Origin of the sequence: Rhodococcus sp. IEGM 1330 (assembly GCF_033142445.1) — a bacterium.
In the GTDB taxonomy this organism is placed as follows: Bacteria; Actinomycetota; Actinomycetes; order Mycobacteriales; family Mycobacteriaceae; genus Rhodococcoides.
In genome coordinates, this window is record NZ_JAWLSB010000012.1 from 79,442 (window position 1) to 104,187 (window position 24,746).

The 24,746-nt window shown below is 65.3% G+C and carries 25 protein-coding genes; 9 read left to right on the plus strand and 16 right to left on the minus strand.

The genetic code is table 11. From position 1 onward, the window contains the following. Positions 1–98 precede the first annotated feature (98 nt). Positions 99–1,760 (plus strand): NTF2-like N-terminal transpeptidase domain-containing protein, encoded by a 1,662-nt coding sequence (locus R4P57_RS23420; RefSeq protein WP_317805339.1) that lies wholly within the window; start codon positions 99–101, stop codon positions 1,758–1,760. Positions 1,761–1,921: 161 nt separating this feature from the next. After that, positions 1,922–2,668 (plus strand): sulfite exporter TauE/SafE family protein, encoded by a 747-nt coding sequence (locus R4P57_RS23425; protein ID WP_317805253.1) that lies wholly within the window; start codon positions 1,922–1,924, stop codon positions 2,666–2,668. Here R4P57_RS23425 and R4P57_RS23430 read toward each other — a convergent pair. From R4P57_RS23430 to R4P57_RS23500, 15 genes are all read right to left on the minus strand, one after another. Next, positions 2,653–3,381: a TetR/AcrR family transcriptional regulator gene (locus R4P57_RS23430; protein WP_317805254.1), complete on the minus strand. Its 729-nt coding sequence runs from the start codon at positions 3,379–3,381 to the stop codon at positions 2,653–2,655. The two genes, R4P57_RS23425 and R4P57_RS23430, sit on opposite strands and share 16 nt — an antisense overlap. Beyond that, positions 3,378–4,289 (minus strand): fumarylacetoacetate hydrolase family protein, encoded by a 912-nt coding sequence (locus tag R4P57_RS23435; protein WP_317805255.1) that lies wholly within the window; start codon positions 4,287–4,289, stop codon positions 3,378–3,380. Before R4P57_RS23435 ends, R4P57_RS23430 begins: the two co-directional genes overlap by 4 nt. Positions 4,290–4,550: 261 nt before the next feature. Then, positions 4,551–5,885 (minus strand): FAD-dependent oxidoreductase, encoded by a 1,335-nt coding sequence (locus R4P57_RS23440; protein WP_317805256.1) that lies wholly within the window; start codon positions 5,883–5,885, stop codon positions 4,551–4,553. Continuing rightward, the gene (locus tag R4P57_RS23445; RefSeq protein ID WP_317805257.1) at positions 5,882–6,937 is read right to left on the minus strand and encodes an ArsO family NAD(P)H-dependent flavin-containing monooxygenase; all 1,056 of its coding nucleotides are present in this window, start codon (positions 6,935–6,937) and stop codon (positions 5,882–5,884) included. The genes R4P57_RS23440 and R4P57_RS23445 overlap by 4 nt, the downstream gene beginning before the upstream one ends. A gap of 5 nt (positions 6,938–6,942) precedes the next feature. Further along, the gene (locus R4P57_RS23450) at positions 6,943–7,359 is read right to left on the minus strand and encodes a low molecular weight phosphatase family protein (RefSeq protein WP_317805258.1); all 417 of its coding nucleotides are present in this window, start codon (positions 7,357–7,359) and stop codon (positions 6,943–6,945) included. Then, complete coding sequence (locus R4P57_RS23455) at positions 7,356–7,778, minus strand: arsenate reductase ArsC (RefSeq protein WP_317805259.1); 423 nt, start codon at positions 7,776–7,778, stop codon at positions 7,356–7,358. Before R4P57_RS23455 ends, R4P57_RS23450 begins: the two co-directional genes overlap by 4 nt. Beyond that, positions 7,778–8,866 carry an ACR3 family arsenite efflux transporter gene (arsB, locus tag R4P57_RS23460; RefSeq protein WP_317805260.1) on the minus strand — a complete coding sequence of 363 codons (1,089 nt, stop codon included), beginning with the start codon at positions 8,864–8,866 and terminating at the stop codon, positions 7,778–7,780. Before arsB ends, R4P57_RS23455 begins: the two co-directional genes overlap by 1 nt. Further along, complete coding sequence (locus tag R4P57_RS23465; RefSeq protein ID WP_317805261.1) at positions 8,863–9,228, minus strand: metalloregulator ArsR/SmtB family transcription factor; 366 nt, start codon at positions 9,226–9,228, stop codon at positions 8,863–8,865. Before R4P57_RS23465 ends, arsB begins: the two co-directional genes overlap by 4 nt. Before the next feature lie 31 nt (positions 9,229–9,259). Then, positions 9,260–10,507: an APC family permease gene (locus R4P57_RS23470; RefSeq protein ID WP_317805262.1), complete on the minus strand. Its 1,248-nt coding sequence runs from the start codon at positions 10,505–10,507 to the stop codon at positions 9,260–9,262. Between the two features lie 66 nt (positions 10,508–10,573). Further along, complete coding sequence (locus R4P57_RS23475) at positions 10,574–11,671, minus strand: serine hydrolase domain-containing protein (RefSeq protein WP_317805263.1); 1,098 nt, start codon at positions 11,669–11,671, stop codon at positions 10,574–10,576. Between the two features lie 52 nt (positions 11,672–11,723). Further along, on the minus strand, positions 11,724–13,034 hold the full coding sequence (nhaA, locus tag R4P57_RS23480; RefSeq protein ID WP_317805264.1) for a Na+/H+ antiporter NhaA: 1,311 nt from the start codon (positions 13,032–13,034) through the stop codon (positions 11,724–11,726). Positions 13,035–13,183: 149 nt separating this feature from the next. Further along, positions 13,184–13,558 carry a DUF3054 domain-containing protein gene (locus tag R4P57_RS23485; protein ID WP_411742425.1) on the minus strand — a complete coding sequence of 125 codons (375 nt, stop codon included), beginning with the start codon at positions 13,556–13,558 and terminating at the stop codon, positions 13,184–13,186. 156 nt (positions 13,559–13,714) lie between these two features. Then, entirely contained in the window at positions 13,715–14,266 is a 552-nt protein-coding gene (locus R4P57_RS23490; RefSeq protein ID WP_317805266.1) for a YceI family protein, read from the minus strand. 112 nt (positions 14,267–14,378) lie between these two features. Beyond that, entirely contained in the window at positions 14,379–15,509 is a 1,131-nt protein-coding gene (locus tag R4P57_RS23495; RefSeq protein ID WP_317805267.1) for a YbhN family protein, read from the minus strand. Positions 15,510–15,518: 9 nt separating this feature from the next. After that, complete coding sequence (locus tag R4P57_RS23500; RefSeq protein WP_317805340.1) at positions 15,519–16,994, minus strand: adenylate/guanylate cyclase domain-containing protein; 1,476 nt, start codon at positions 16,992–16,994, stop codon at positions 15,519–15,521. Between the two features lie 142 nt (positions 16,995–17,136). Between R4P57_RS23500 and R4P57_RS23505 the strand changes: the two genes are divergently transcribed. Genes R4P57_RS23505 through R4P57_RS23520 form a run of 4 tightly spaced genes read left to right on the plus strand, consistent with a single transcriptional unit; the run spans position 17,137 to position 20,431 of the window. Further along, the gene (locus R4P57_RS23505; protein WP_317805341.1) at positions 17,137–18,360 is read left to right on the plus strand and encodes an AI-2E family transporter; all 1,224 of its coding nucleotides are present in this window, start codon (positions 17,137–17,139) and stop codon (positions 18,358–18,360) included. Then, the gene (gene macS, locus R4P57_RS23510) at positions 18,347–19,516 is read left to right on the plus strand and encodes a MacS family sensor histidine kinase (RefSeq protein ID WP_317805268.1); all 1,170 of its coding nucleotides are present in this window, start codon (positions 18,347–18,349) and stop codon (positions 19,514–19,516) included. Before R4P57_RS23505 ends, macS begins: the two co-directional genes overlap by 14 nt. A gap of 29 nt (positions 19,517–19,545) precedes the next feature. Continuing rightward, positions 19,546–20,172 carry a response regulator transcription factor gene (locus tag R4P57_RS23515; RefSeq protein ID WP_317805342.1) on the plus strand — a complete coding sequence of 209 codons (627 nt, stop codon included), beginning with the start codon at positions 19,546–19,548 and terminating at the stop codon, positions 20,170–20,172. A gap of 37 nt (positions 20,173–20,209) precedes the next feature. Beyond that, entirely contained in the window at positions 20,210–20,431 is a 222-nt protein-coding gene (locus tag R4P57_RS23520) for an autophagy-related protein 2 (RefSeq protein ID WP_317805269.1), read from the plus strand. Positions 20,432–20,433: 2 nt separating this feature from the next. Here R4P57_RS23520 and R4P57_RS23525 read toward each other — a convergent pair whose 3' ends face one another. Beyond that, positions 20,434–20,832 carry a MarR family transcriptional regulator gene (locus R4P57_RS23525; protein WP_317805270.1) on the minus strand — a complete coding sequence of 133 codons (399 nt, stop codon included), beginning with the start codon at positions 20,830–20,832 and terminating at the stop codon, positions 20,434–20,436. A gap of 100 nt (positions 20,833–20,932) precedes the next feature. Between R4P57_RS23525 and R4P57_RS23530 the strand changes: the two genes are divergently transcribed. The 3 genes from R4P57_RS23530 (at position 20,933) to R4P57_RS23540 (ending at position 24,706) form a co-directional block, all read left to right on the plus strand. Continuing rightward, positions 20,933–22,045: a glycosyltransferase gene (locus tag R4P57_RS23530; RefSeq protein WP_317805271.1), complete on the plus strand. Its 1,113-nt coding sequence runs from the start codon at positions 20,933–20,935 to the stop codon at positions 22,043–22,045. 21 nt (positions 22,046–22,066) lie between these two features. Continuing rightward, the gene (locus tag R4P57_RS23535) at positions 22,067–22,717 is read left to right on the plus strand and encodes a DUF1707 domain-containing protein (protein ID WP_317805272.1); all 651 of its coding nucleotides are present in this window, start codon (positions 22,067–22,069) and stop codon (positions 22,715–22,717) included. A 75-nt stretch (positions 22,718–22,792) separates the two neighbouring features. After that, positions 22,793–24,706 (plus strand): DUF2339 domain-containing protein, encoded by a 1,914-nt coding sequence (locus tag R4P57_RS23540; protein WP_317805273.1) that lies wholly within the window; start codon positions 22,793–22,795, stop codon positions 24,704–24,706. The last annotated feature ends 40 nt before the right edge of the window (positions 24,707–24,746 follow it).

Genomic DNA, 24,746 nt, shown 5'->3' on the forward strand with positions numbered 1-24,746 from the left:
CGAAACCGACCGGGGCGTATCCCAATCGTGACCGGCTCGTATGAATCCCGTGCTTGTTACTCGTGTGACTACAGTGAATATTGTGACTCATGAGTTCTATGAGTCGTGCCCGTCGTGGCCCGCGCAAGGTCCGCGGTCGCTACCTCGTAGCCGTTGCAGCTTCGGCGACGTTGACGGTCTCGGCAGTGTTCTGGATGGTCGATCGCCCGCCGAGCGAGGCCGAGGTACTGGTCTCGAAGTTCGTCGATGCCCTGGACAATCGAGACGTTGCTGCCGCTGCCGCGATGACGACCTACCCGAATGCCGCGACGGCTGCGCTGAACCAGATGTTCGACGGCTTGTCGGCCGAGGGCACGTCCACCGGCGACTTCGATCTGACCCAGTACATGGACCTCTCGGACGAGAGTGGCTTCTTCACTCTCGCGTCGGCGTGGAATTTCGGTGAGGGAAAGGACTGGAAGTACAGCGCTCAGGGCTCGACCAAGAAGCTCAGCGTGGGCTGGCGCATCGCGTGGGATCCGGCCACCCTCGTCCCCGACCTCACCTCGGGAGGATCGGTTCGATACACCCGAACCGACGCCGCCCCGCCGCGGATCTTCGACGCCGCGAACAACGTGCTGATGAGCGAGCGAACCATCAACGCCATCTCCCTCGACCCGGCGCAGATGAGCGATCCGGCGGCGTCCACCGCGCAACTCGCGGACGTCATCGACGTCGTCGCACCGCTCATCACCTCCGAATCGCTGCTGGCAGAGCTGAATTCGTCCGGCGGTGCACCGATCACCGCAGTGACCTTGCGCGACGACGATTTCGCCGTCCTCGAAGACGACCTGCGCGCCGTGCCGGGAGTGGTGGTTTCTCCGCAACCCAAGCTGATCGTCGACGACCGTCGGATCACCTCACCCGTGCTCGACTCGTTGCGAAGTGCATGGCAGGAAGGACGCGACGCCACCGCGGGCTGGGCCGTCGACACCTACACCGTCGACGGAACCGGCGAACGCCGTGTCGGCTTCCAGGGGCCGGGTGGACCGGATCTGCATGCGACGCTCGATCCGCGCGTTCAACTCGCAGCAGAGAATGCGGTTGTGATAGCGGGGTCGTCGGCGTCGATCGTCGCCCTGTCCACCTCGACCGGTGCGATTCTCGCTGCGGCACAGAACAGTTACGCGAACGAGCAGGGCGACGTCGTGTTCGGGGGCTCCTACCCGGCCGGCACCGCGTCGGATCTGGTCCGGGCCGTGCAGTCCGATCGCGGTGACGACAGCGCCGAAGATGCAGCTGCCAGGTTGGGTCTCGGTATCAACTACTCGATGCCCGGACTCGATGCTTACACAGGAACTCCCGCCGACAGTCGCAGCGCGATCGACGGCATCAGAACCGTGTCCACCGCCTCCGGGGACGAGGCGACGGTGACTCCGTTCGGACTCGCGCAGATGGCAGCCGCGATCTCTCGGGGCAGCGCTCCCGTTCCGACGATCGTCGCCGGGCAGACCGCCGTCGCGAATCGTGAGTCCGAGGCAATCGGGTCGGATGCGGCAAACCGGTTGCGCGGCATACTCGCCGACTCGTCGAGCAGTAGCGGTCTCGATACGTTCGACGGTGTGCAGGGATTCGCCGGGGAAAGTGGCGACGATCGTTTTGTGCTCGCCACCAGTGGTGACGTCGCGTTCGCGGTGTACATCGAGGACGCGGACGGCGGAGATCAGGCGGTGCGGATGACGAGCCGGTTGCTGCAGGAGATGGCGAACCCCGTCGAGTGAGCAGGAGTGGAGCCTGCGGAATGACTCATGAAGCAGGAGTGGAGCCTGCGGAATGACTCATGAAGCAGGAGTGGAGCCTGCGGAATGACTCGTGAAGCAGGAGTGGAGCCTGCGGAACGACCAGAGAGTCGTAGGATCGTTAGGCACGGTAGTTTTATCTGGTGACTGTGCTCGATTTCGGACTCCTGGTGGTGGCCGGGTTCTTCGCCGGGCTCATCGGGTTCGTCACCGGGCTCGCGTCGCTGGTGTCTTATCCTGCTCTGCTCGCGGTGGGTTTGCCTGCGGTGTCTGCGAACGTGACGAACACGGTCGCGTTGGTCGCGGCCGGTGTGGGGGCGACGGCGAGTTCCTCTGCCGAGCTCGCCAAGGACGGCAAGCAGCTGGTTCGCTACGCGATCTACTCTGCTCTGGGCGGTACCACCGGTGCGATTCTGTTGCTCAATACCCCGGACGGTTCGTTCGAGGTGGTCGTACCGTTTCTGGTAGCGATGGCAGCCATTGCGCTACTGCTGCAGCCGAGCATCCGAAAGCTGTCCGGCGGCAGACAGTTTCCGACGCTCTATCCGTTGGCGCTGTTCGCGGTCGCGATCTACGGTGGCTACTTCGGTGCCGGGGCCGGAGTCATCTTCCTTGCGCTGGCGTTGATCTGCACGTCGGATACCTTCTGGCGCGCAAGCGTTCTGAAAAGCTTCTTTCTCGGTATCGCGAATCTCATTGCTGCGATCATCTTTTCGTTCTTCGGCCAGGTGCATTGGCTGGCTGCACTCGCGTTGGCCATCGGCTGCTTCGCCGGCGGAGCCTGCGGGCCACCGACGGTCAAGTTGATCTCGCCGATCATTCTGCGCATCGGCGTCGGGATTCTGGGACTCGGGCTCGCCGGATGGCTGGGGTATCAGGCCTTCGGCTGAGTGACTCCTTCGCCGCGGTACAACGGTAAGTCGGACGCAGAATGAGTCACCGTCGCGCTGATGCCCCCCTCGGCGAAGCGCAGCAACGCTCGGTGCCGTTCGTTCATGTCGCGTGCCTGCATGCGGCCCTCGGTGAGACTGTCGAGCCGGAGATTGTTGGAGTAGGTGTGCATCGCGGCGGCGACCAGATGCAGGTACGCGTCGTGAATTGCCACCTCGTTCGCTTCTGGGAACAGCGCGCGCATCTGGGTCATGAAATCGGTTGCGATGGAGTTGAAGTCGTCGACGATCAGACGACCGATCGGGTTGCCGGAATTGGAGAGTTGGGCGATGAGCCGAAAGTAGTTGTCCCATCCGGGATCACCGGCACGGCGGCGCATCGGTTCGGTGAACGCGTCGATCAGTGCGCGAAGACGTTCGGGCCGGGTTCCATGCGTCGGTAGCGCCGACAGGTGGGCGCGCCGATCGTCGTTGAGAGGGCGGATGCGTCGAGCCAGCACGGCCTGGAACAGTGCTTCTTTGCCGCCGAATTGCTCACTGATCGAGGCCAATCGGGTGTGTGCGCAGTCGGTGATATCGCGGACACCGACACCGAAGTAGCCGCGGTCGGCGAAGAGTTTCTCGGCTGTGTCGAGCAACCGGGTCTGCAATTCGGCGCGGTTGGCGTCCCGTCTCGAACGAGCAGGCGGGTGTTCGGGCGCGGGGAACGTCACGAACCGAGTATGATGTGGTTGATACTGCCGATCCCGTCGATGCTGAGTTCGAGGGTGGCCCCGGGTGTCAGCCAGTTCCCGGTTTCCATCCCGCTGCCGCCGGGCAGGGTGCCGGTGGCGAACAATTCACCGGGCCGGAGTATCTCGCTGCGGGAGGCATGCGCCAGGACTTCCCCGATGCTGTGCTGCATCCCGGCACTCGAGACGGTGGACACGGTGGTGCCATCGATACTCACGATGCCCTGCAGAGAGTCGATCCGGGGCAGGATCTCGTCGGCGGTGACGGCGATTTCCGAGAGCGAGGTTGCGAAGTGCTTGGACTTCTGCGGTCCGAATCCGCTGTCCATCTCGGAGCGCTGGACATCACGAGCACTGAAGTCGTTCAGGACGACGAACGCCCCAATCGCATCCAGAGCCTCATCGGGAGTGGCATCGAACAACCCGCGTGCCAAGACGAACCCGATCTCGAGTTCGTAGTCCAGTGCTTTCGCATAGGAGGGGGCAGCGAGCGCAGTCCCCGAGGGGACGAAGGTGAGCGCATTGGACATGTAGTAGATGGGTTGGGTGTAGAACAACGGCTTGGGGCGCAGCAGCGGAAAGGTGCGTCGGGTGAGCGCTTCGACGGCAGCCACTGCCCGGCTCTGCTTCGGATGGAAACGCCGGAGCAATCCTCGACTGGCGTCGAGAACATGTTGTTCGTAGAGCATGAAGTCCCGGAACGAGGCCGGCTGGAACGGCAGCACCAGCGCACTGTGCTCGAGGTGCTCATCGGCGCGGGCCAGTTCCCACTCGGGATCGAAAACGCGCCCGCCCAAGGCCGACCGGTCGAGTGTCGGTTGCCAGGACTCACCTGTGGTCGAGGTCTGCAACTGCAGTCCGTCCGCGGTCCGTATCCGTCGCAGTTTCACCGCACGATTCCTTTCGATAACGGAACGAGTGTTCCGTGTAGCGTGGTTCGATGTTAGCGTCGGAACGATCGTTCCGAAAGGGCGGAGAGGTCCGCATGCCGAGGCCATCGCGATGACGATCGGCGCAGACATGATGCCGATGAGATGTCCGTACTGACGTGGACCCCAACGATCGGTGATGGCCGTGGCCTGCACCAGCGTGAACGGCGTCGCCCAGGATGTGAGGCCTCCGAGGACAACGCCGAATTCACTGTTGCAGAATCAGTCACGCGACGGTGCGCCGAGAGTGATCAGCTCTGGAGCCGCCGGAGCTCCGCAGCAACCGCCGGTCGACGGAGCGTCGGGTTCGTCGAACAAGCCTGCGCCGCCGCATACTCCCGTGTCGGGCAATGTCAGCTCGACCTTCCGTGCGCCCTCGTGGTCGCCGGCGAGTTCGGCAGCGATGCTGCGCACCTGCTCGTATCCGGTCATTGCCAGGAATGTCGGCGCGCGGCCGTAGCTCTTCATGCCCACCAGGTAGAAGCCGGGCTCGGGTTGAGTGAGTTCTTCGACGCCGTGCGGTGACACCGATCCACACGAATGCATGTTGGGGTCGACCAATTCGGCTACGAATTTCGGTGCCTGCAGGGTGGGGTCGAGATCGAGCCGAACCTCGGACAGCCATGACAGATCCGGGCGGAACCCGGTCAACGCCACGACGCGGTCGATGTTCTCGATGCGAGCACCGGTGTCGCCCATGAGTGTCAGCCGATCACCCTCGACTGCAACGGTTTCGGTGCGGAATCCGGACTGCACGGTGAGGAAGCCGTCGTCGACGGCCTTCTTGGCGCGCTGACCGAGTGCACCGCGAGCAGCGAGTTCGTCCGCTTCCCCGCCGCCGAACACGTCTGCGGTGACGCCTCGGCGCACGGCCCAGGTGAGCGTCGTTCCTGGTTCCTCAGCAGCGAGTTCGGCGAAGGTGATGATGGCGGTCAGGGCGGAGTGGCCGCTGCCTGCGATGACGGTGTGCTTGCCCGCGAACTGGGCGCGAATCGCCGGATCGGTCAGATCGGGGACCCGGTAGTCGATCCGGTCTGCGGCAGTCTTTTCGCCGACGGCCGAAAGTCCTTCGCTGCCCAGTGGATTCGGTGATCCCCAGGTGCCGGAAGCGTCGACGACAGCGCGGGCGAGGATGCGTTCCTCGCTGCCGTCGGAGTGGCGGATGTGCACCGACAGCGGTTCGGTGTCGCGGCCGGCGTCGACCACGAGGTCGCGTCCGCGGCGGGCGACGCCGACTACCTCGGAGTCGACTCGGACGGCGTCGCCGAGAACGGCGGCGAGGGGTGCGAGGTACTGCTCCACCCATTCGCGTCCGGTGGCGTAGGTGTCGCCGTCCGGCGTGGTCCAGCCGGTGGGTTCGAGCAGCCGGGCGGCTGCGGGGTCGACGACCTCGGACCACGGGGAGAACAGCCGAACGTGATTCCACTCGGACACTGCCGATCCGGCCAACGGTCCGCGTTCGAGAACGATTACGTCGGAACCGGTTTCGGTCAGATGCGCCGCCGCGGCGAGACCGATGGGCCCTGCGCCGACCACTAATACGGGGTATGAGTTCATGACTGATCTACCTTTCCTCTTCTGATGACAGTGTCCACGGCTGCACGCGCTGTGCGGCCGACACCGATGAGCGTTGCCGAGGCCGGGCCGGTCCAGTCGCCGTAGCCGAGAAGAATCAGGGTCGGTTCGTCTCGAACATGGTTGCCGTCCAATACAATTCCCGACCCGTCGGCGTGCAGGTGAAGTGGTCGCAGGTGATGGAGCGCAGGGCGAAAACCGGTGCACCACACGATCGCATCCAGCGGCTCGGTCGTGAGCCCGTCGGTGACGCCCTCGGAGGTGAGCGCGGTGAACATCGGCCGAGCCCGCAGCACTCCGCGATCGCGGGCGTCTCGCACCGGCGGTACCATCACGATGTCTCCCAAACCGGCGACCCCGCCGGAGTCCGCTTCGCCCTCGGCAAGAGCGCGAGCCCGATCGCTGGCGACATCGAACAGCACTCGGCCGTCGACATCGTCGGGCAGAAACCTGGGCTCGCGGCTGGTGAACCACGTGGTGTCGGCGACGGTGGAGATCTCGGCCAGAATCTGCGCAGCCGAGTTCCCTCCACCGACGATGCCCACGCGCTTGCCAGCGAACGAATCGGGCATCCGGTAGTCGACGGCATGCAGTTGCGTGCCCGCGAACTGCCGCATACCGGGGTAGCTGGGCCAGAACGGTCGCGACCACGTCCCGGTGGCATTGATTACCGTTGTGGCGCAATACGAGTCACCGTCGGTATCGACTCGATAGCCTTCGGTCGTACGATGCACCGACTTCACGTCGACGGGCCTGTGCACCGGCAACTCGTACTTCTTCTCGTATGCCCGCAGGTAGTCCACGACGTGCGATGCCGGAGGAAACCCGCTCGGCCACCGAGGCATCGGCCAACCGGGTAGTCGGGAGTACTCGGCGGGCGAGAACAGGTGCAGCGACGGCCAGTAGTCCTGCCAGGAGCCTCCGGCATGCGTCTGGTTGTCGAGAATGACGAAATCCAGTCCGGCTCGTCGCAGGTAGTAGCCGGCGGCCAGTCCTGCCTGACCGCCGCCGATCACCACTACCTCGGACTTCATGCGAATCAGCTGCTCGCGCTGCGCATTCGGGATGCAAGTTCCTCGACGCGAGAGGCGATGTCGTCGCGTACCAGGCGCATCCGTTCGATTCCGTCGATACCGCGTTCGGACGGTTCGTCGGTGTTCCAGTTCTCGAACGTCGGACCGTGCACTGGTTCCACGCTCGCCTCGCTACCGAGGGTGACGACGTAGTCCATGCGGGCGAGCAGAGCGGGGTCGATCGGCTTGGGTGCTTCGCCCGACACGTCGACGCCGACTTCGAGGAGGGCCTCGGCCGAGAGTGCATTGACCGTTCCACTCGGCTTCGTTCCCGCCGAGTGCACCTCCACCGAATCGCCGACGGCTTTGCGCATCAGACCGGCCGCCATCTGTGATTTGCCGCCGTTCTTGACACACACGAACAGCACTGCGGGCACGGTCATGACGGTGATACCTGCTGCGCTGGAACCAGTTCGGCGATCAAGTCTTCGATTCGACCTTTGATCTCGTCGCGAATCGGACGGACCGCGTCGACGCCTTTGCCTGCCGGATCGGCCAGCGCCCAATCGCGGTAACTCACACCAGGAAACACCGGGCAGGCGTCCCCACACCCCATGGTGATCACGACGTCGGATGTCTCCACGGCCTCGGAGGTCAGAATCTTCGGGGACTGCGACGAGATGTCGATACCGAGTTCCGCCATGGCCTCTACCGCCGCGGAGTTGATGGTCTCTGCGGGCGCGCTACCGGCAGAACGCACTTCGACGGTGTCGCCGGCGAGGTGGGTCAGAAAACCGGCGGCCATCTGAGATCGACCGGCGTTGTGGACGCAGACGAAGAGAACGCTGGGTGTGTCGGACATCAGGACTCCTTTGTCGCTGTGGTCGCGGACGAACTCGGGGCGAAGCGTTTACGTAATGCGAGTGAGACGTACACGAGGCCGACCAGTACCGGCACCTCGATGAGTGGTCCGACGACTCCGGCGAGTGCCTGCCCGGATGTCGCGCCGTAGGTCGCGATGGCGACGGCGATCGCGAGCTCGAAATTGTTGCCTGCAGCGGTGAACGCCAGGGTGGTGGTGCGCTCGTAGCCCAGACCCATCGCGGCACCGAGGGCGTAGCCGCCGCCCCACATCACCGCGAAGTACACCAGCAGTGGCAGCGCGATACGCACCACGTCGAACGGCTGTGACGTGATCTGATCACCCTGCAGCGCAAAGAGAATCACGATGGTGAACAGCAGGCCGTAGAGCGCCCACGGGGCAATCCTGGGGATGAACTTCTCCTCGTACCACTCCCGGCCCTTGGCGCGTTCACCGAAGAAGCGCGAAGCGAATCCCGCTATCAGCGGGATTCCGAGGAAGATCAGCACCGATTTCGCGATCTGCCAGGGCGAGGCTTCGATGGTCGTCTGCTCGAGTCCGAGCCAGCCGGGCAGCACCGACAGGTAGAACCATCCGAGAACGGCGAACATGAACACCTGGAACACCGAGTTGATCGCCACCAGAACCGCGGCGGCTTCTCGGTCGCCGCAGGCGAGGTCGTTCCAGATGATGACCATCGCGATGCATCGAGCGAGACCGACGATGATGAGCCCGGTTCGGTACTCGGGCAGATCCGGCAGGAAAAGCCATGCGAGAGCGAACATCAGGGCCGGACCGAGGATCCAGTTGAGGACCAACGACCCGATCAGTAGGCGCTTGTCGCCGGTGACGGTGTCGAGGCGGTCGTAACGCACCTTGGCCAGCACCGGGTACATCATGATCAGCAGGCCGATAGCGATAGGGAGTGACACGCCGTCGATGGAGATGGACGACAACGCGTCGTTCAGCCCGGGGATCATGCGTCCCAGGAGTAGACCCAGGACCATGGCCACGCCGATCCACACGGGCAGGAACCGGTCGAGGGTGGATAGCTTGCCGACTACGGCAGTATCGGTTGTCGTACTCATGCCATGACCTCCGTTGACTCTGCAGCGTTCAGCACAGCCGACAGTTGCTGCAGTGCAGCGGGAATCACCGAGTAGTAGACCCAGGTGCCGCGGCGTTCGCAGTCGAGCAGCCCCGCCTCGCGCAACACCTTGAGGTGGTGGGAGATGGTGGGCTGCGACAGGTCGAACGCGGGGGAGATATCGCAGACACACGCTTCGCCGCCTGCGTGGCTGGCGACGAGGCTGAGCAGCCGCAGTCTGACGGGATCTCCCAGCGCTTTGAACATGCGGGCCAGATCTCCGGCCCAGTCCACGGTGAGGGGTTCGCGGATCAGCGGCGAGCAGCACTCGCCGTCGACGGGCGGCAGGTCTTGATTCGACATTCGTCTATATTGACGTCTACCGAATCAGGCGTCAAGTGAACAGTTGTCGAGCCCGAAGAAGGCGGTACACAACACCGAGCACGACCACGACGGTTCCGACGGCAATGGAGGTGGCGGGCAGCGTGGCAATCAGGACGACGCACCCGATACTGCCGACGATCTGTAGAACCTTGGGATACCGCCGGTTCTCGGTGTCCTGGGTATAGGCGCTCAAGTTCGCAACCAGGTAGTACAGCAACACCCCGAACGACGAGAATCCGATGGCATTCCGCAGATCGATGACGAGAACGAGGATGCAGACGATCACTGCGAGAGTGATCTCGGCGCGATGCGGAACCGAGTAGCGGGGGTGGACCTCGGCCAGGTACGACGGCAGATCGTCGTGGCGGGCCATTGCCAGTGACGTGCGGCCGATGCCGGCGATCAGCGCGAGGAGGGCTCCCAGTGCGGCCAACGCCGCGCCGATGCGCATCAGCGGTGACGCCCACGAATGTCCCGATGCCACCACCAGATCGACCAGAGGAGCCGACGACGACGCCAGTGAGTCGGGGCCCAGTACCGACAACAGGGTCAGTGCAATCACTGCATAGACCAGTAGTGCGATACCCAGGGCGGAGACGATGGCGCGCGGAATGGTGCGCTCGGGCCGGACGACCTCCTCACCCAGGGTGGCAATGCGCGCGTAGCCGGCGAAGGCGAAGAACAACAGGCCGGCGGACTGCAGAAGTCCGTACCACCCACTGTCGGTGAACGCGCCGAGCCCGGCGACGTTCGGCTCGATCGAGCCCGTCAGTCCCAGGACGACACCCACGACGAGCACGGTGAGCACGGCGGCGACCAGAATCTTCGTCAGCACGGCCGTGCGGGTGATGCCGAAGTAGTTCACTGCCGTCAACGCAACGATGGCAAGAACAGCAACGACTTTCGTGTACCCGACAGGTGCGACGTACGCCGCGAACACCAGCGCCATGGCTGCGGAACTGGCGGTTTTGCCTATGACGAAGCTCCACCCGGCCAGAAAGCCGGGCCACTCGCCGAGCCGCTCCCGGCCGTAGACGTAGGTTCCGCCCGACGTCGGATACTGCGCGGCGAGCTGAGCGGACGAGGTGGCGTTGCAGAACGCGACGACCGCGGCGATGGCCAGACCGATCAGCAGACCCGCGCCCGCGACAGCCGATGCGGGGGCGAACGCCGCGAACACCCCTGCCCCGACCATCGAACCGACCCCGATGGCGATGGCGTCGAACAGCCCGAGTCGACGGGCCAGCGGCTGCGTCACGCCCGAAACCGGTTCTCGATCACGGCGACCACTGTAGGTGCTGCGATCGAATCAGCGTAGGTCCTGTCAGCGCAGTTCCTGGAACTCCGACAGCAGCGCGAAGGTGGCCTCACACAATTCGGTCTGCGTCAGCAAGATGCCGACCGTCCCGTTCGGGTCGACGAAGAAGTCGGTGCCCTGGCCGCCGGACCAGCCGTACCGACCGAGGTGATCTCCTTCGGTGACGACCGAGACGCCGAATCCCCACCCCGTTCCCGGCCAGAAGCCCGGGTAGAAACTCTCGTCGGTCTTGATCGACGCGGGCACCTGGTCTTGTGTCATCAGCTCCAGGTGCTCGGTCGATACCGACGTCGCGATCGCGAGAAGGAAGCGGTGAAAATCGGTCACCGTCGACACCAACTCGCCGTGACTGACGTCGACTGGGGGCGGTCCCGCGTAGGGCCCGCCTGCGGCGGGTTCGGTCTCGATCGACGACCCGTCCTCCAACCGGTAGGCCGCTGTCAGGCGATGGCACCGGTCGGTCGGCACCCACAGTCCGGTGTCGAGCATGTCGAGTGGCCCGAACAGGTCGTCGCGGAGGTGATCCTGCAGAGACCGGCCGACGATGCGAGAGACGAGGATGCCGAGGATCGCGAAGCCGTGGTGGTAGCGCCACCCGGCACCGGGCTGAAAAGCCAGAGGAAGGTCCGCCATGCGTGCCAACCATTCGTCCGCGCCGAGCGGAGACGGCGCGGGGCCGGCTTCCGTGTCGTTGTCCCTCATCGCCCGGGCCAGCGGGGTGTCTTTCATCTGAATTCCGTACCCACTGGTGTTGGTGAGCAAGTGCCGCAACGTGATCGGTCTGTCCCGAGGAACAGTGTCATCGAGTGCAGCGTCGGGGCGGGTGAGCACGGGGCGGCCGGCGAGTTCGGGGAGCCAGGGCACGACGTCGTCGTCCAGCGTCAGTCGGCCGGCCTCCACGAGGCGCAGGGCGGCCACGCTGGTGACGATCTTGGTCATCGACTGAATCCGGACGATGGCGTCGACTGCCATCGCTGGACCGCCGACAGCCGATGATCCCACCGCGATGGGTTCCGCGTCAGGGCCGCCCAGGAGCGCTACCGCCCCCGGCATCAGTCCGGCGTCGATGTGCCGGGTCAACAGTTCGCGCACGGTTCCGCTCACGGACTCATCGTGTCATCCGAGCGGTCCGGATTCCAGCGATCGCGGTGTGTGCCTATTTCTGATAAACGTCCGGGATGCCGTCGTGATCGTCGTCGCGTGTTTCTTCGATGTAGAAGTCCCGGTACGCCTTGTTGCGGCTGCGCAAAATGATCGAGGCGATGGTCGCCGCGATGATCGAACCGGCGAGCACGCCGACCTTCACGTGGTCGTCGCGCTGGGTTCCCTCACCGAAGGCCAGGTCTCCGATCAGCAGCGACACCGTGAATCCGATACCCGCGAGCATCGAGACACCGAGAACGTCGAGCCATTTCAGTCCGGCGTCGAGTGTGGCTCGGGTGAAGCGCGAGACGAGGTAGGTGGTGCCGAAGATGCCGACGGCCTTACCGACCACCAGTCCGCCGATGATGCCGAGGGCGATGGGATCGCTCAGTGCACTGGCCAGGCCGGAGAATCCGCCGACGGTCACGCCGGCTGCGCAGAAAGCGAAGAGCGGCACGGCGACACCAGCGGAGATGGGTCGGATCTTGTGCTCGAAGTGTTCGGCGAGACCAGGACCTGCGTCCGGACCACCGGCTGCTGTGCTGCGCATGACCGGGACGGCGAAGCCGAGCAGGACGCCTGCGACCGTGGCGTGGATGCCGGACTCGTGCATCAGCACCCAGGTCACCACAGCCAGGGGAATGAGGATCCACCAGGACCGGACGCGCATCTGCACGGCGACCGCGAAGAGCGCGAGCGGAACGAGCGTCAGGCCGAGGGCGACGAAGTTGATGTCGTCGGTGTAGAAGATTGCGATGACGGTGACGGCCAGGAGGTCGTCGACCACGGCCAGAGTCAGCAGGAAGGTCCGTAGCGCGGTCGGGAGATGAGTGCTGATGACGGCGAGAACCGCGACCGCGAATGCGATGTCGGTTGCTGTCGGGATTGCCCAGCCGGACAGAGCGCCGTCGCCGGTGCCGAGGTTGACGAGCACGAAAATGATTGCCGGAACTGCCATTCCGCCGATGGCGGCGGCGACCGGTAGGGCTGCGCGGGCCGGATCGCGAAGATCGCCTGCGACGAATTCTCGCTTGAGCTCGAGTCCGACGACGAAGAAGAAGATGGCCAGTAGCCCGTCGGCGGCCCACGTCGACAGGGTCAGGTCGAGATGCAGTGCCGAGGGGCCGACGCGGGTGCTCATCAGTGAGTCGTACGCGGCGGACCAGGGTGAGTTGGCCCAGATCAAGGCGACGAGGGTGGCGACGAGAAGCAAAGCGCCGCCGACGGTTTCCTTGCGAAGGATCTGCGCGACGCGGTCGGCCTCGGACCAGGAACCGCGAGAAAACAGTGGCAATCGTGTTGTCGGACTTGGTGAATCAGACACAGTGACAAAGCCTTTCGGTAGCAACGTCGTGCTGTACGAACCCGTCGAATGGAAGGGCACGTGCGCAGCACAGAACAGTTGCCGACCAGACTTCCCGGCGCACCGGGGATGATCCTATCGCGTCGAGCCCCTCTTCGGCGAACTCGGAGTCAACGAACGCTGGGCACGAATTTCGCCAACGCTCGCCAACCCAGCAACAGAACTGCGGTGGACAACGTTGCCACGATGATGAACGACCCGGCTGTTCCCTGGCCGGTCAGTGCACGCAGCACCATGCCCACCGCGACCGTCATCACCCACACCACGACGCCCGTCGGGACGATGAGGAACGCGTCGAACTTGTTGCGGTACAAGGCGAACGCGATGACCCAGCCGATGGCGGCACCGACGACGAACGGCCACGCGGTGCTGACGAGGCCGGACAATGCCGTGGCCTCGGCATGACTGCGACGGCCGATCGCGGCGAACAGCACGATCATCAGCAGGTCGAGGACGGCAGCAACTGCGGGAGAGCGAAACTTCACGCGCACCACTGTAGACACCGACGGCGAAAGGCCCGCACCGGCGAATGCGGTGCGGGCCTTTCGGTGGACCTCCCGGGCTGGATCAATGTGGGTTTCAGTCGCTTGGACTGCAACAAAGCCGCATTGATCCGACGGGGGAAGGCGGGTGCTGACGAATTACGCCTGCAGGCCGGCTTCGATTTCGAGGTTCAGCGTGATCTTGTCGCCGACCACTGCGCCGCCGCCTTCGAGGGGCATGTCGATGCTGATGCCGAAGTCCTTGCGGTTGATGACGGTGCTGGCCTCGAAGCCGGCGACCGGTCCGTTGCCCATGCCGGCGTTGACGCCGTTGAACTCGAGCTTCAGATCGATGGAGTTGGTGACGCCGTGGAGGGTGAAGTCGCCGGTGACGATGAAGTCTCCGCCGTCGGCCTTGACCGAGGTGGACTTGAACGTCGCGGTGGGGAACTTCTCGACCTCGAAGAAGTCTGCAGTCTTGAGGTGGCCGTCGCGCTGGGCGTTGTCGGTGGTGATGGACGCGACATCGATCTCGGCGTCGACGGACGGGGTGCCGTCGGCGTCGACGGTGACGGTGCCGGTGAAGGTCTGGAAGCGGCCACGGACCTTGCTGACCACCAGGTGGCGGACGGTGAATCCGACGGTGGAGTGGGTGGCGTCGATAGCCCAGGTGCCTGCGGTGAGCTCGGGAAGTGCGATGGCGGTGGTCATGGGGGCTCCTTGTGGGTTGAAGTTTCAATGGTCATAGTACACAAGCGGACCGGGGTCCGTATATATTCCGGATGAACAGAAAGTGACGGACGCCATACCGCGCAGGGTATGGCTACGCGGGTTCCGGATCGCCCTTGGCGTCGCGGATGTCCTCGGTACGCCGCAGCTCAGCGGTCTCCTGCTGCTCGAGCGCGATGTCGAATTCGAGATCGGCGTGCTGATGCTTGCGGAACAGCACGAGGAACACGATCCACCCGACGATGGCGACGAGGATGAAACTCACGCCGCGGTACACCAGCGCGGAGGCGACGGCCTGCGATGCGCTGATCGAGGCAGCGCTGGTGAGAAACGCGATGAGGGTCGCGTCGACCACCACCAGGCCGCCGGGCGCGAGAGGAACGGATCCCACGGCCTTGCCCGCCGCGAACGCGATCAGCAATCCCGACAGCCGGGGATCCGCACCGACGGCGAAGCATGCGAACGCCAGGCAAGCGACGTCCGCGAGTCGATGCACGGCGGACCACGACAGAGTGAGTGCGCCGTCGCGTTTGCCGAGCTGAACGGATTGAATCTGGCCGATGATCTTGTCGATGCCCTCGGCGCCCGCGTCGAGCTCGTGATTGCGGAACGCGTTGTATCTGCGCAATCCCCAGCGCGCGATGCTCTTGATCGCCTCTGGGTGATTGGAGATGTAGCGGACGGCGGCGACGATGGCGATGACGCCTGCGATCGGGAGCACCACGGTGAACGTGTTTAACGAACTGCCGACCACCAGTCCGCCTGCCAGGCCGAGCACGGCCAGTCCTGCCGCGGCGATCACGCCCGAGATGGCCAGCTGCCAGGACGCGACGACCGGGCTCGCTCCCCAGCGGCGTGTCTCGCGATAGGTGAACGCCGTGGAGAACACCTGGCCTGCGGGGAGGGTGAGCGCCATTGCGGTGCTGCCGTAGATGACGGCCACGGACTTTCGCTGACGTACTTTCACGCCGCCTGCGTCGAGCAATTGCTTCTGCACTCGGCCGAACGCGCTCAGTGACACCGCTTGAGCGAAGACGCAGGCCGCCAGCCAACCCCAGTGGATTTCGCGGACGGCGGTCCAGGATTCGTGCAGCCGCGGCCACAGGTAGATCGCCTCGCCCACCAGCAGCGCCAGCAGAGCGATTCCGGCGATCCACTTGACCCACCGGAGTCGGTTTCGCGGACGCCGCACCGCGGGTCCGCGGGTGGAGCTGGGGTCGGGCACCTTGTCAGACTAACCGTCGCTCGAGGAGGAATCGGGAAACTCCACCGGCCAGGCCAGATGGGTGGCCCGTCGTCGACCACGCAGTTGCACCTGGTCTCCCAGCTCCCACTGTTCCTGCTCCTCGTCGTCTGCGAAGTACAAGGCCGAGGTCGACGCCAGGACGCGTCCGGGACGCAGTTTCGCCAACTCGGTGAGCCGCGAGGCCTCGTTGACCGGGTCTCCGATGACCGTGTACTCGAAGCGTTCCGCCGCACCGATGTTGCCGGCGACGGCCAGGCCTGCGGAGATGCCGATACCGATGTCGAGGCCGGTGATCTCGTTCAGCTCGAATCTCAGTTCTCGTGCGGCAGCGAGCGCGGCGGTGGGGGCGTCGGGACGATCCAGTGGGGCACCGAAGATCGCGAGGGCTGCGTCGCCCATGAACTTGTTGACGAACCCGTGATGACGCCCGACGACGTCGACGACCACCCGGAAGAACTCGTTGAGCAACACCACGACCTCGCTCGGTGGGCGCTCGGAGGCGGTGGCGGTCGAGCCGACCATGTCGACGAACAGCACTGCGACGAATCGTGTCTCGCCGCCGAGCTCGGTTCCGAACTGCAATGCCCGACGCGCGACGTCCTCACCGACGTGTTGGCCGAACAACTCTCGCAGGACGCGTCGTTCGGCCGATTCCTCCATCATTCGGTTGAATCCGACCTGCAAGCGCCCGATCTCGCTGCCGTCGAACACATCCACCTCGACGTCCGTCTCGCCGCGCTGCACGCGTTCGATGGCGCTGTGCAGCTGGCTGATCGGGTCCGAGATCTGGCTCGCGGTGAGCATCGACAGCACGAACGCCTGCACGATGGCCAGCACGCTGAGCAGGATGATGGCCACGGCGAGCGCGTTGGGGGAGAACACCAGATCGGTGGTCAGCTGCGTGGCGCACAGCAGGATGATGCCGATGACGGGCATCAAGGTGCCCAGGCCCCACGTCATGGCCATGCGGGTACCGACGCCGGGCGTCATCGTGCGGTCGAATCGGCCCTCGCTCAACGCCAGTGCCGCGACCGGTCGCAGGATTCGCTCGCCGAGCATGTACGTGAATCCGAACGTCACGGTGGCCGCCATTCCGACGGTGACGATGACGGCGATGGACAGCGACGGCATCTCCGCAATGGTCAGCAGCACGAAGATGATGCCGCCGATGATCCACAGGATGAGGTGCACGATCGCCTGACGCAACGGCGCGTGCAGCGTCGTCATCTGTTCCTTGCGGGTGGGTGGGCCACCGCGGAGCTGCCACCTGATCACCGAGCGCAGGAGGAAGTACGCGTAGATCAGGCTGACGACCAGGGCCACCAGCAAGTAGGCCCCGAAGATGTAGACGTTGCGGACGCGGTCGGCGACGATCGATTCCGATTCGGGGATGGGCAGGCCGTATCGCACGAAGGCGAACACGAGGACCGCACCGAAGACATTGGCGATGAGCATGGAGAGCATATAGAGCGGCCAGCGACTCTTCAGGGTGAGCGAGACCGCTCGGAAAGATGCCAGCACGGGTTAAATTTAGCGGGTGAGCACCGACGAGTTGCGGGCGCAAGGTACGGGGGCGTCCCCGGGCCCCGCTTCGGCCGCCGATTCGGTGCACCCGCTGGTGCGGGTCGGGGCTGAATGGACGTGGCGACTGCTTGTCCTGTTCGCCGGATTCATCACTTTTGCCTACGTTGTGGCGAAGCTCAGCACGGTCGTGATTCCGTTGGGCCTCGCGCTGCTGGCATCGGCGATGCTCGTGCCGGTCGTCGACTGGATGCACCGGCGCGGCGTGCCGCGGGCCGTCGCGGTGATCATCGTCATCATCGCCAGTATCGGCGTCGTCGCCGGGATCATGACCTTCATCGTCGAGCAGTTCATCGAAGGTCTGCCGCAGGTGGGTGATCAATTCACCCAATCCATCAACAGCGTCGAGGAATGGCTCAGCAACGGACCGCTGCACATCAGTGAAGACCAGATTCGCCAAGCCACCGACAACCTCGTCAAGGTCATCCAGGACAACCAGGAAGCGGTCACCAGTGGAGCGCTGACCACCGCCACGGTGATCGGTGAAATCCTCACCGGCGCAGCGCTCACCCTGTTCATCCTCATCTTCTTCCTGTACGGCGGTGATCAGGTCTGGCAGTTCGTCACCCGGCTGGCACCGACTGCGGCCCGCAGGAGAATCCGTACGGCGGGCATCCAAGGCTTCGGTTCTCTGGTGGGATACGTCAGGGCGACGGTTGCCGTCGCGGCCGCCGATGCCATCGGCATCGGTGCCGGGCTGGGCATTCTCGGTGTGCCACTGGCACTCCCACTGGCCTCGTTGGTGTTCATCGGAGCGTTCATCCCGATCATCGGTGCGGTGTTGACCGGATTCGTCGCGGTGTTCATCGCACTGGTCACCAAGGGCCTGATCACCGCGGTGATCACGCTCGGCATCGTGGTGGCCGTCATGCAGCTCGAAGGCCATGTGCTGCAACCGCTCCTGCTGGGCCGCGCCGTGCGACTGCACCCGTTGGCGGTGGTCCTGTCCATCACCGTCGGCATTCTGCTCGCGGGCATCGTCGGAGGTCTGCTGGCGGTGCCGATCGTCGCCGTCCTCAACACCGCCGTGCGGTCGCTGCTCGCCGACGACCCGGACGAGGTCTACGAGGAACTCGAGGTGCCCGACCCGCTGTATTCCGCCGAGCCGAGCGACCCGGACACTCCACCCGGGAGCGACGAGCCGGATCGGCTCGCCAAGGGATTGCTGAAGACCCCGGATACCGAGACAGCAGATACCGAGTCAGCGGATACCGAGACAGCAGGTCCGAAGACCGATGCGGACGGCTGACCGGGTACGGGCCACGCTCACCTCGTCCGATCCCGACACCCCGCTCTGGCGGGCCTCGCAGGCTTTTCGGCTGATCACACTCGTCTACGCGATCAGTTATCAGGCCGCGACCGTGGACAACTACTCCAACCCACGGTTGAGCTGGGTCTTCGTTGCCCTGATGGCCGTGTGGTCCGGGGCCTCGGCGTTGATGCTCGCGCGCGCCTCACTTCCGCGCTGGCAGGTGGTGCTCGCCGATCAGGTCATCGTGATCGCGCTGATGGCATCGACGCGGTTGGTTGCCGACTACGACTGGTACAGCACCCGCCAAACTCTGCCGACCACACTGTGGGCCACCAACGCCGTCATCTCCGCGGCAATCCTGTTGGGCCCGAAGGGCGGAATCGCATCCGGGGTGGCGATGTCGGTGGTCAGCGCACTCGTCCGCGATCGCTTCGACTCCGACCTCTGGTCCGACGCCACCGCCCCGGTGCTGCTCTCGGCCGGACTGGCACTGGGATTGGCGTCGAACACCGCCCGGCACGCCCACGAAGAATTACGTCGCGCAGCACGATCGGCCGCGATCACCGAAGAGCGAGAACGGCTGGCCCGGCAGGTGCACGACGGAGTGCTGCAGGTACTGGCCCTGGTGCGACGGCGTGGTCTCGAAATAGGCGGGCCTGCAGCCGAACTCGCCGAGCTGGCCGGCGAGCAGGAAGTCGCGCTGCGCGTGCTGATCTCGGAACAGGCGGCTCCGCGCGGGGATCACACCGGCTCGATCGTCGACGTCAGGGCACTGCTGCGAACTCAGGCAGGCACATCGATCTCCGTCTCGACGCCCGCCGATCCGGTGCTGGTCGAATCCGACGTCGCCGAGGAACTCGCCGCTGTCGTGGCAACCGCACTGTCCAACGTCGAGCTCCACGCGGGAGCCGATGCGAAGGCCTACGTGTTGCTCGAGGACGTCGACGGGGAGTTGATCGTCAGTATCCGCGACGACGGCCGCGGAATTCCTGCCGGACGGCTCGCCGCCGCCGAAGCCGAGGGTCGGATGGGCGTCTCGAAATCGATACTCGGCCGCGTCGAATCTCTCGGCGGTACTGCGATACTCGACACCGACGAGGGCGAGGGAACCGAATGGGAGATCCGCATTCCGCGAGCGAAGGGACCGGGATGACAGAGGAAGCGAATGCCGAGATCGCGGTGATGGTCGTCGACGATCATCCGATGTGGCGGGACGGCGTCGCCCGGGATCTCGAGGCCGCCGGATTCAGGGTCGTCGCCACCGCGGACGGCGTCGCCGCTGCCGGACGCCGCGCCCGAGCAACCACTCCCGACGTCGTGCTGATGGACATGCATCTGCCCGACGGCAACGGAGCCGATGCCACCGTCGTCGTCCTCGAGGCGTCGCCGCAGACGAAGATTCTCGTGCTCTCGGCGTCCGCGGAACGCAACGACGTGCTCGACGCCATCAAGGCGGGCGCGACGGGTTACCTGGTCAAGAGCGCATCGGCCGAGGAACTGTTCGACGCCGTCCGCGCCACGTCGGCCGGGCAGGCGGTGTTCACTCCCGGCCTCGCGGGCCTCGTACTCGGAGAGTTTCGGCGGATGTCGTCGTCGCCGCAACCGGAATCCGACACTCGCCCGACGCTGACCGACCGCGAAACCGAAGTGCTGCGCCTGGTGGCAAAGGGCCTGAGCGCCAAGCAGATTGCGACCCGACTGACGCTCAGCCATCGCACCGTCGAGAATCACGTCCAGGCGACCCTGCGGAAACTGCAGCTGGCCAACCGCGTCGAACTGACCCGCTACGCCATCGAAAAAGGGCTGTAGGGGTTTGTGTCGGGTGCCGAGGGGCACTCTGCATCCCATGACCGACAACGAAAAAGCAGTGGACACCACCGTCGACCCGGCGAAGCACTCGAAGGGGGTCGACGCCGATCTCGATCAGACCGGCGACGAGCGCGCCGAGGCGATCGACGAGTTCGACGGCCATCTGGACGGATCGGGCGAGGAGTCCTCGCTACCGACGCCTGAGCCGACCGACGTGGCCGACAAGTCCGAGGAGAAGACGGTCACGCGGTCCGAGTAGCGCTACGGACTGCACAACCTGCCGAGCGCGAATTTGGCGACCGGCACGTACGGCAGCACCAGTGGCAGCGGACCGTCGATCGTCAGCCAGGTTCTGGTTCCGCCCGGCCTGGATACGACGCCGTGGGTGAGGTCGATCCCGATGGCCTGGTTCTGGAACCAGGCCGACCAGGCCCACGTCCACGACTGCTCGTCGACCGCACGGACGTGGAAGTCGATCGGCAATCCGAGTGGGCCCAGTACCCGGCCGGTGGTGTCGGCGGTGAGCCGCTCTCCGCGGTACTCGACGCCGATGATCTGTGGAGCCCAGGTCTTCCAGGCCGTCGGTTCCATATAGCGCTCCCAGACCTCGGGTGCGGAGGCGTTCCCGGTGGATTGCAGTGTCACTCGCATCTGTCTCATCTACCCGTTGGTAGCGATCCCCACACAGAATTCCGTGAGGGTTCGGCCACCATCCATCGCCGCGCCGTCGGGCGGACTTGTCGCTGGGAAGACTGATCGAGTGCGCATCGTCCAACTCGCCAACTTCTACGGACCACGGTCCGGGGGATTGCGGACGGCCGTCGACCAGCTCGGATCGGGGTACGTCGCCGGGGGCCACGAGGTGACACTGATCGTGCCGGGAGATCGGTCGAGCGAGACGCTCCTGCCGTCGGGGGTGGTGCGCATCGAGGTGCCGGCACCGCAGATCCCGCTCACCGGCGGTTATCGGGTGGCCGACCCCCGCCGAGTCTCCTCGGTGGCGGCCGGACTGAGGCCCGACGTGATCGAGGTGTCGGACCGACTTACGCTGCGCGGCATGGGTGCCTGGGCCGCGCGCCGAGACGTGCGCAGCGTGATGATCTCCCACGAACGCCTGGACCGGCTGCTCGCGCAGACGATGCCGATGCGCTGCGCCCGCCCCATCGCGGATCTTGCCAACCGGCGCACCGCCGACTCGTACGACGCCGTCGTGTGCACCACGGAGTTCGCGCAACAGGAGTTCGACCGCATCGGTGTTCGCAACGTGCACCGAGTTCCGCTCGGCGTGGATCTCGATCTCTTCCATCCGCGTCGCCGGCTTGTAGGCGAGCGATCCGCATGGCTGGGCAGCGCCGATCGGCTGCTCGTGCACTGCGGCCGGCTGTCGGTGGAGAAGCACGTCGAGAGAAGTATCGATTCGCTTGCTGCGCTGTGCGATTCGGGGATGCGGGCGCGGCTGATCATCGCCGGCGACGGCCCCCGCCGAGCCAGCCTCGAACGACGCGCCCGCGGTCTACCCGTCGACTTCCTCGGTTTCGTCGACGGCAGAGCGGCCGTCGCAGCCCTGCTGGCCTCGGCGGACATCGCTCTCGCACCGGGACCACACGAGACCTTCGGGCTCGCTGCGTTGGAATCGCTCGCCGCGGGCACCCCCGTCGTCGTCTCCGAGACCTCGGCGCTGGCGCAGATCGTCACCCCACACTGCGGCGGATCCTCCGAGAACACCGCAGACGGATTCGCCGCCGAGATAGAACGAGTACTCGAACTACCGGTCGACGGCCGCCGCATCGCCGCCAGGTTGCGCGCCGAACAGTTCGGATGGCCCGCGTCGGTGTCCGGAATGCTCTCCGTACTGGGCGGTCGCGCAGCCTGAGATCTTCGCTACCCTGAACACATGGAGGCAAGGGATCTGCGAGTGTCCGATGCCGAACGCGAACACGTCGGAGAGCTGCTGCAGCGCGCCGTGGGCCAGGGCATGTTGTCGCTCGGCGAGTTCACCGAGCGAATGGACACCGCATTGGCGTCGAAGACCCGCGGTGAACTGAACTCGGTACTCGCCGACCTGCCCGGGATGCAGATCGCCGAGGAGCATCGCCCGGCACCGAAACCCTTCGCCGCGCCCACCCCGCAACCGGCCCCGCGCCGCGTCGTTCAGGAGCATTGGGGGCATGGCAGCGGCGCGTCGGACACACTGCGCGGCACGATGTCCACGGTCACCCGTAAGGGACCGTGGAACGTACCTGCGAATCTGCGTGTCGCCACCCGCATGTCGACGGTGACGCTCGACTTCACTCAGGCGGTCATGTCCACCCAGGTGGTCGAAATACACGTCGACGACTACTGCAGCACCGTGACGCTGATCGTGCCGACCGAGGCGACCGTCGACCTCAACGGTGTCGACACGGTCGCGGGCAGCGCCACCAACAAGGTCCGCACCGGTCCGCCGTACGGGCCGCTGCATCTCGTGGTCTCCGGCAAGGTCCGCCTGGGCTCGGTGACCGCCAAGCATCCTTTCGGTAGCTCGATCCGTCGCATGTTCGGCTAGCGAGGCTGTTCTACTCGAGGGATCCGAGTAGCACTACTCACGCTTTTCGGCCGCGGCGGTCGCAGGATCTAACCCATGACTTCTTCCCAGAACTCCGGGCTGGATCCGCAACTCGTCGCGAGACTGTCCAGCCGCTTCGATTCCCTGGGCGACCACATGCGCCAGGTGGCCGTCGATCTGCAGACCTTGCAGTCACAGCTCGGTGCCGCAACGGCTCCCGCTCCCACGCGGCAGCCGTCGGCACCGGCAGCTCCTGCCGTTCCGCCGCCGGTAGCGTCACCACCGTTGCCTCCGCAGCCCTACGGTCAGCCGTTCGGCCACACCGTCCGTCAGCCGATGGGGCAGCAGATGGTTCGACCCCAGCCCGCCATGCAGCCCGCCATGACCTACCCCGCACCACCCAGGGGGCCGGTCGTCGCGCCTCGACCGCCGGCTCCGCCGCGGGAACCGTGGTGGCAGCGTGACGGTGTCATCAGCCGTCTGCTGGCTGTCGCCGGCGCAGGCGTCACCCTCGTCGGTGTGGTGATGCTGCTCGTTCTCGCCGCACAGGCGGGGTGGTTCGGCCCTCCGCTGCGGGTCGCTGCGGGCGCAGTGTTCTCACTCGCGCTGATCGGTGCAGGCGTCCGAGTGTTCGGCCGCTCGGGCGGCCGCATCGGCGGAATCGCTCTCGCCGCCACCGGCATCGCGGGCCTCTACCTCGATGTACTCGCGACGTCAGTCCTGTACGGCTGGCTCGATCCCGTGATCGGGCTGATCACCGCATTCGGAATTGCCGCAGCCGGAACGGCACTCGCAGTGCAGTGGAAGTCGCAGCCGATGGCGGTGCTGATTCTCGCCGGAGTCGCAGTCTGTGGTCCGGTGCTGACCGACGGCCTCACCCTGACCCTGATCGCGTTCCTCATCGCCACCTATGTGGCAAGTTTCCCGGCTCAGATCGGCCGGAATTGGCAGCTCCTGCAGGTCGTTCGGACCGTACCCCTCGTCGGCGCCGTGTTGGCTGCCATCGCGAGCGCTGACATGTCCGGATCCACCGGCGATCTCTGGCTACTCCTGGTCGTCGTGTCGGTGGCGGTCTTCGGTATCGGCACGTCACTGGAGTTGTTGCGCCGCAACGTCTCCGATGTGGTCGCCACCGTGATGATCGCTCTCACGTCTCTGCCGGTGCTGGTCTCCGCGGACGTCTTCGATCGCGCCGCGACCGTTGCTGTCCAACTGGTTCTTGCTGCTGCAGCTCTGGCGATCGTGACTCTGGTGAGCTGGTTGCCGGGGCACGCTCGTATCACCGTCGCGGTGATCGGAGCCCTGGCGACGCTGCAGGCCGCAGTCGAGTCGACGACCCTCGAGATTCGCCCTGTCGTGCTCTTCGCCGTTGCCTTGGCTCTGATCGCGGTGGCTCACAGCACCCGCTCGACACTTGCATACTCGATCGGCAGCGGATTCGGCGTGATCGGCGCACTGATGTTCGTCTCGGTCAGCCCGCCACGGGCGCTGTTGGACTCCGATCACGCAGTGGGCAGCGTCGGTATCGCCCTCGGCGGAATCCTGCTCGCTGCAACGGCATTCGCCTTCGCCTACGTACTGGCAGAACTGAAACTGGTCGACGACGGACTGCAGACCCTCGGTGTCGTCTCCGGCGTACTCGCGCTGTACGGCCTGACGGCGGCAACCGTGACCCTCGGCATCGGAATCGGCGGCCAAACAACAGGATTCACCGCAGGTCACACCGCGGCAACCATCGAGTGGATGATCGCAGCCTTCGCACTCCTGGCGTTCGGGCTGCGCAGCGTCACCCACGCTCACCTGGCCTTGCTGGCCGGACTGTCCTTGACCGCCGCGTCCATCGCAAAACTGTTCCTGTTCGACCTCGTCGCCCTGGATGGACTCTTCCGAGTCATCGCCTTCATCGCAGTGGGACTACTGCTCCTCATCGCCGGTACCCGATACGCCAAGGTGTTCGCGGACCGAGAGAGTGCGGCAGTTTCCTCCTGACCCCCTGCTGCGTCAATGGACCATTGCATACGTCTCGACG

Bases quoted from the DNA above. Each gene is read 5' to 3' on its own strand.
- R4P57_RS23515 (WP_317805342.1), top strand. From the start codon at position 19,546: ATGGTCGTCGACGATCATCCGATGTGGCGGGACGGCGTCGCCCGGGAT.
- R4P57_RS23465 (WP_317805261.1), bottom strand. From the start codon at position 9,228: ATGTCGAATCAAGACCTGCCGCCCGTCGACGGCGAGTGCTGCTCGCCG.
- R4P57_RS23540 (WP_317805273.1), top strand. From the start codon at position 22,793: ATGACTTCTTCCCAGAACTCCGGGCTGGATCCGCAACTCGTCGCGAGA.
- arsB (WP_317805260.1), bottom strand. From the start codon at position 8,866: ATGAGTACGACAACCGATACTGCCGTAGTCGGCAAGCTATCCACCCTC.
- R4P57_RS23450 (WP_317805258.1), bottom strand. From the start codon at position 7,359: ATGACCGTGCCCGCAGTGCTGTTCGTGTGTGTCAAGAACGGCGGCAAA.
- R4P57_RS23525 (WP_317805270.1), bottom strand. From the start codon at position 20,832: ATGAGACAGATGCGAGTGACACTGCAATCCACCGGGAACGCCTCCGCA.
- R4P57_RS23490 (WP_317805266.1), bottom strand. From the start codon at position 14,266: ATGACCACCGCCATCGCACTTCCCGAGCTCACCGCAGGCACCTGGGCT.
- macS (WP_317805268.1), top strand. From the start codon at position 18,347: ATGCGGACGGCTGACCGGGTACGGGCCACGCTCACCTCGTCCGATCCC.
- R4P57_RS23535 (WP_317805272.1), top strand. From the start codon at position 22,067: ATGGAGGCAAGGGATCTGCGAGTGTCCGATGCCGAACGCGAACACGTC.
- R4P57_RS23440 (WP_317805256.1), bottom strand. From the start codon at position 5,885: ATGAACTCATACCCCGTATTAGTGGTCGGCGCAGGGCCCATCGGTCTC.
- R4P57_RS23455 (WP_317805259.1), bottom strand. From the start codon at position 7,778: ATGTCCGACACACCCAGCGTTCTCTTCGTCTGCGTCCACAACGCCGGT.
- R4P57_RS23445 (WP_317805257.1), bottom strand. From the start codon at position 6,937: ATGAAGTCCGAGGTAGTGGTGATCGGCGGCGGTCAGGCAGGACTGGCC.
- R4P57_RS23520 (WP_317805269.1), top strand. From the start codon at position 20,210: ATGACCGACAACGAAAAAGCAGTGGACACCACCGTCGACCCGGCGAAG.
- R4P57_RS23500 (WP_317805340.1), bottom strand. From the start codon at position 16,994: ATGCTCTCCATGCTCATCGCCAATGTCTTCGGTGCGGTCCTCGTGTTC.
- R4P57_RS23420 (WP_317805339.1), top strand. From the start codon at position 99: ATGAGTCGTGCCCGTCGTGGCCCGCGCAAGGTCCGCGGTCGCTACCTC.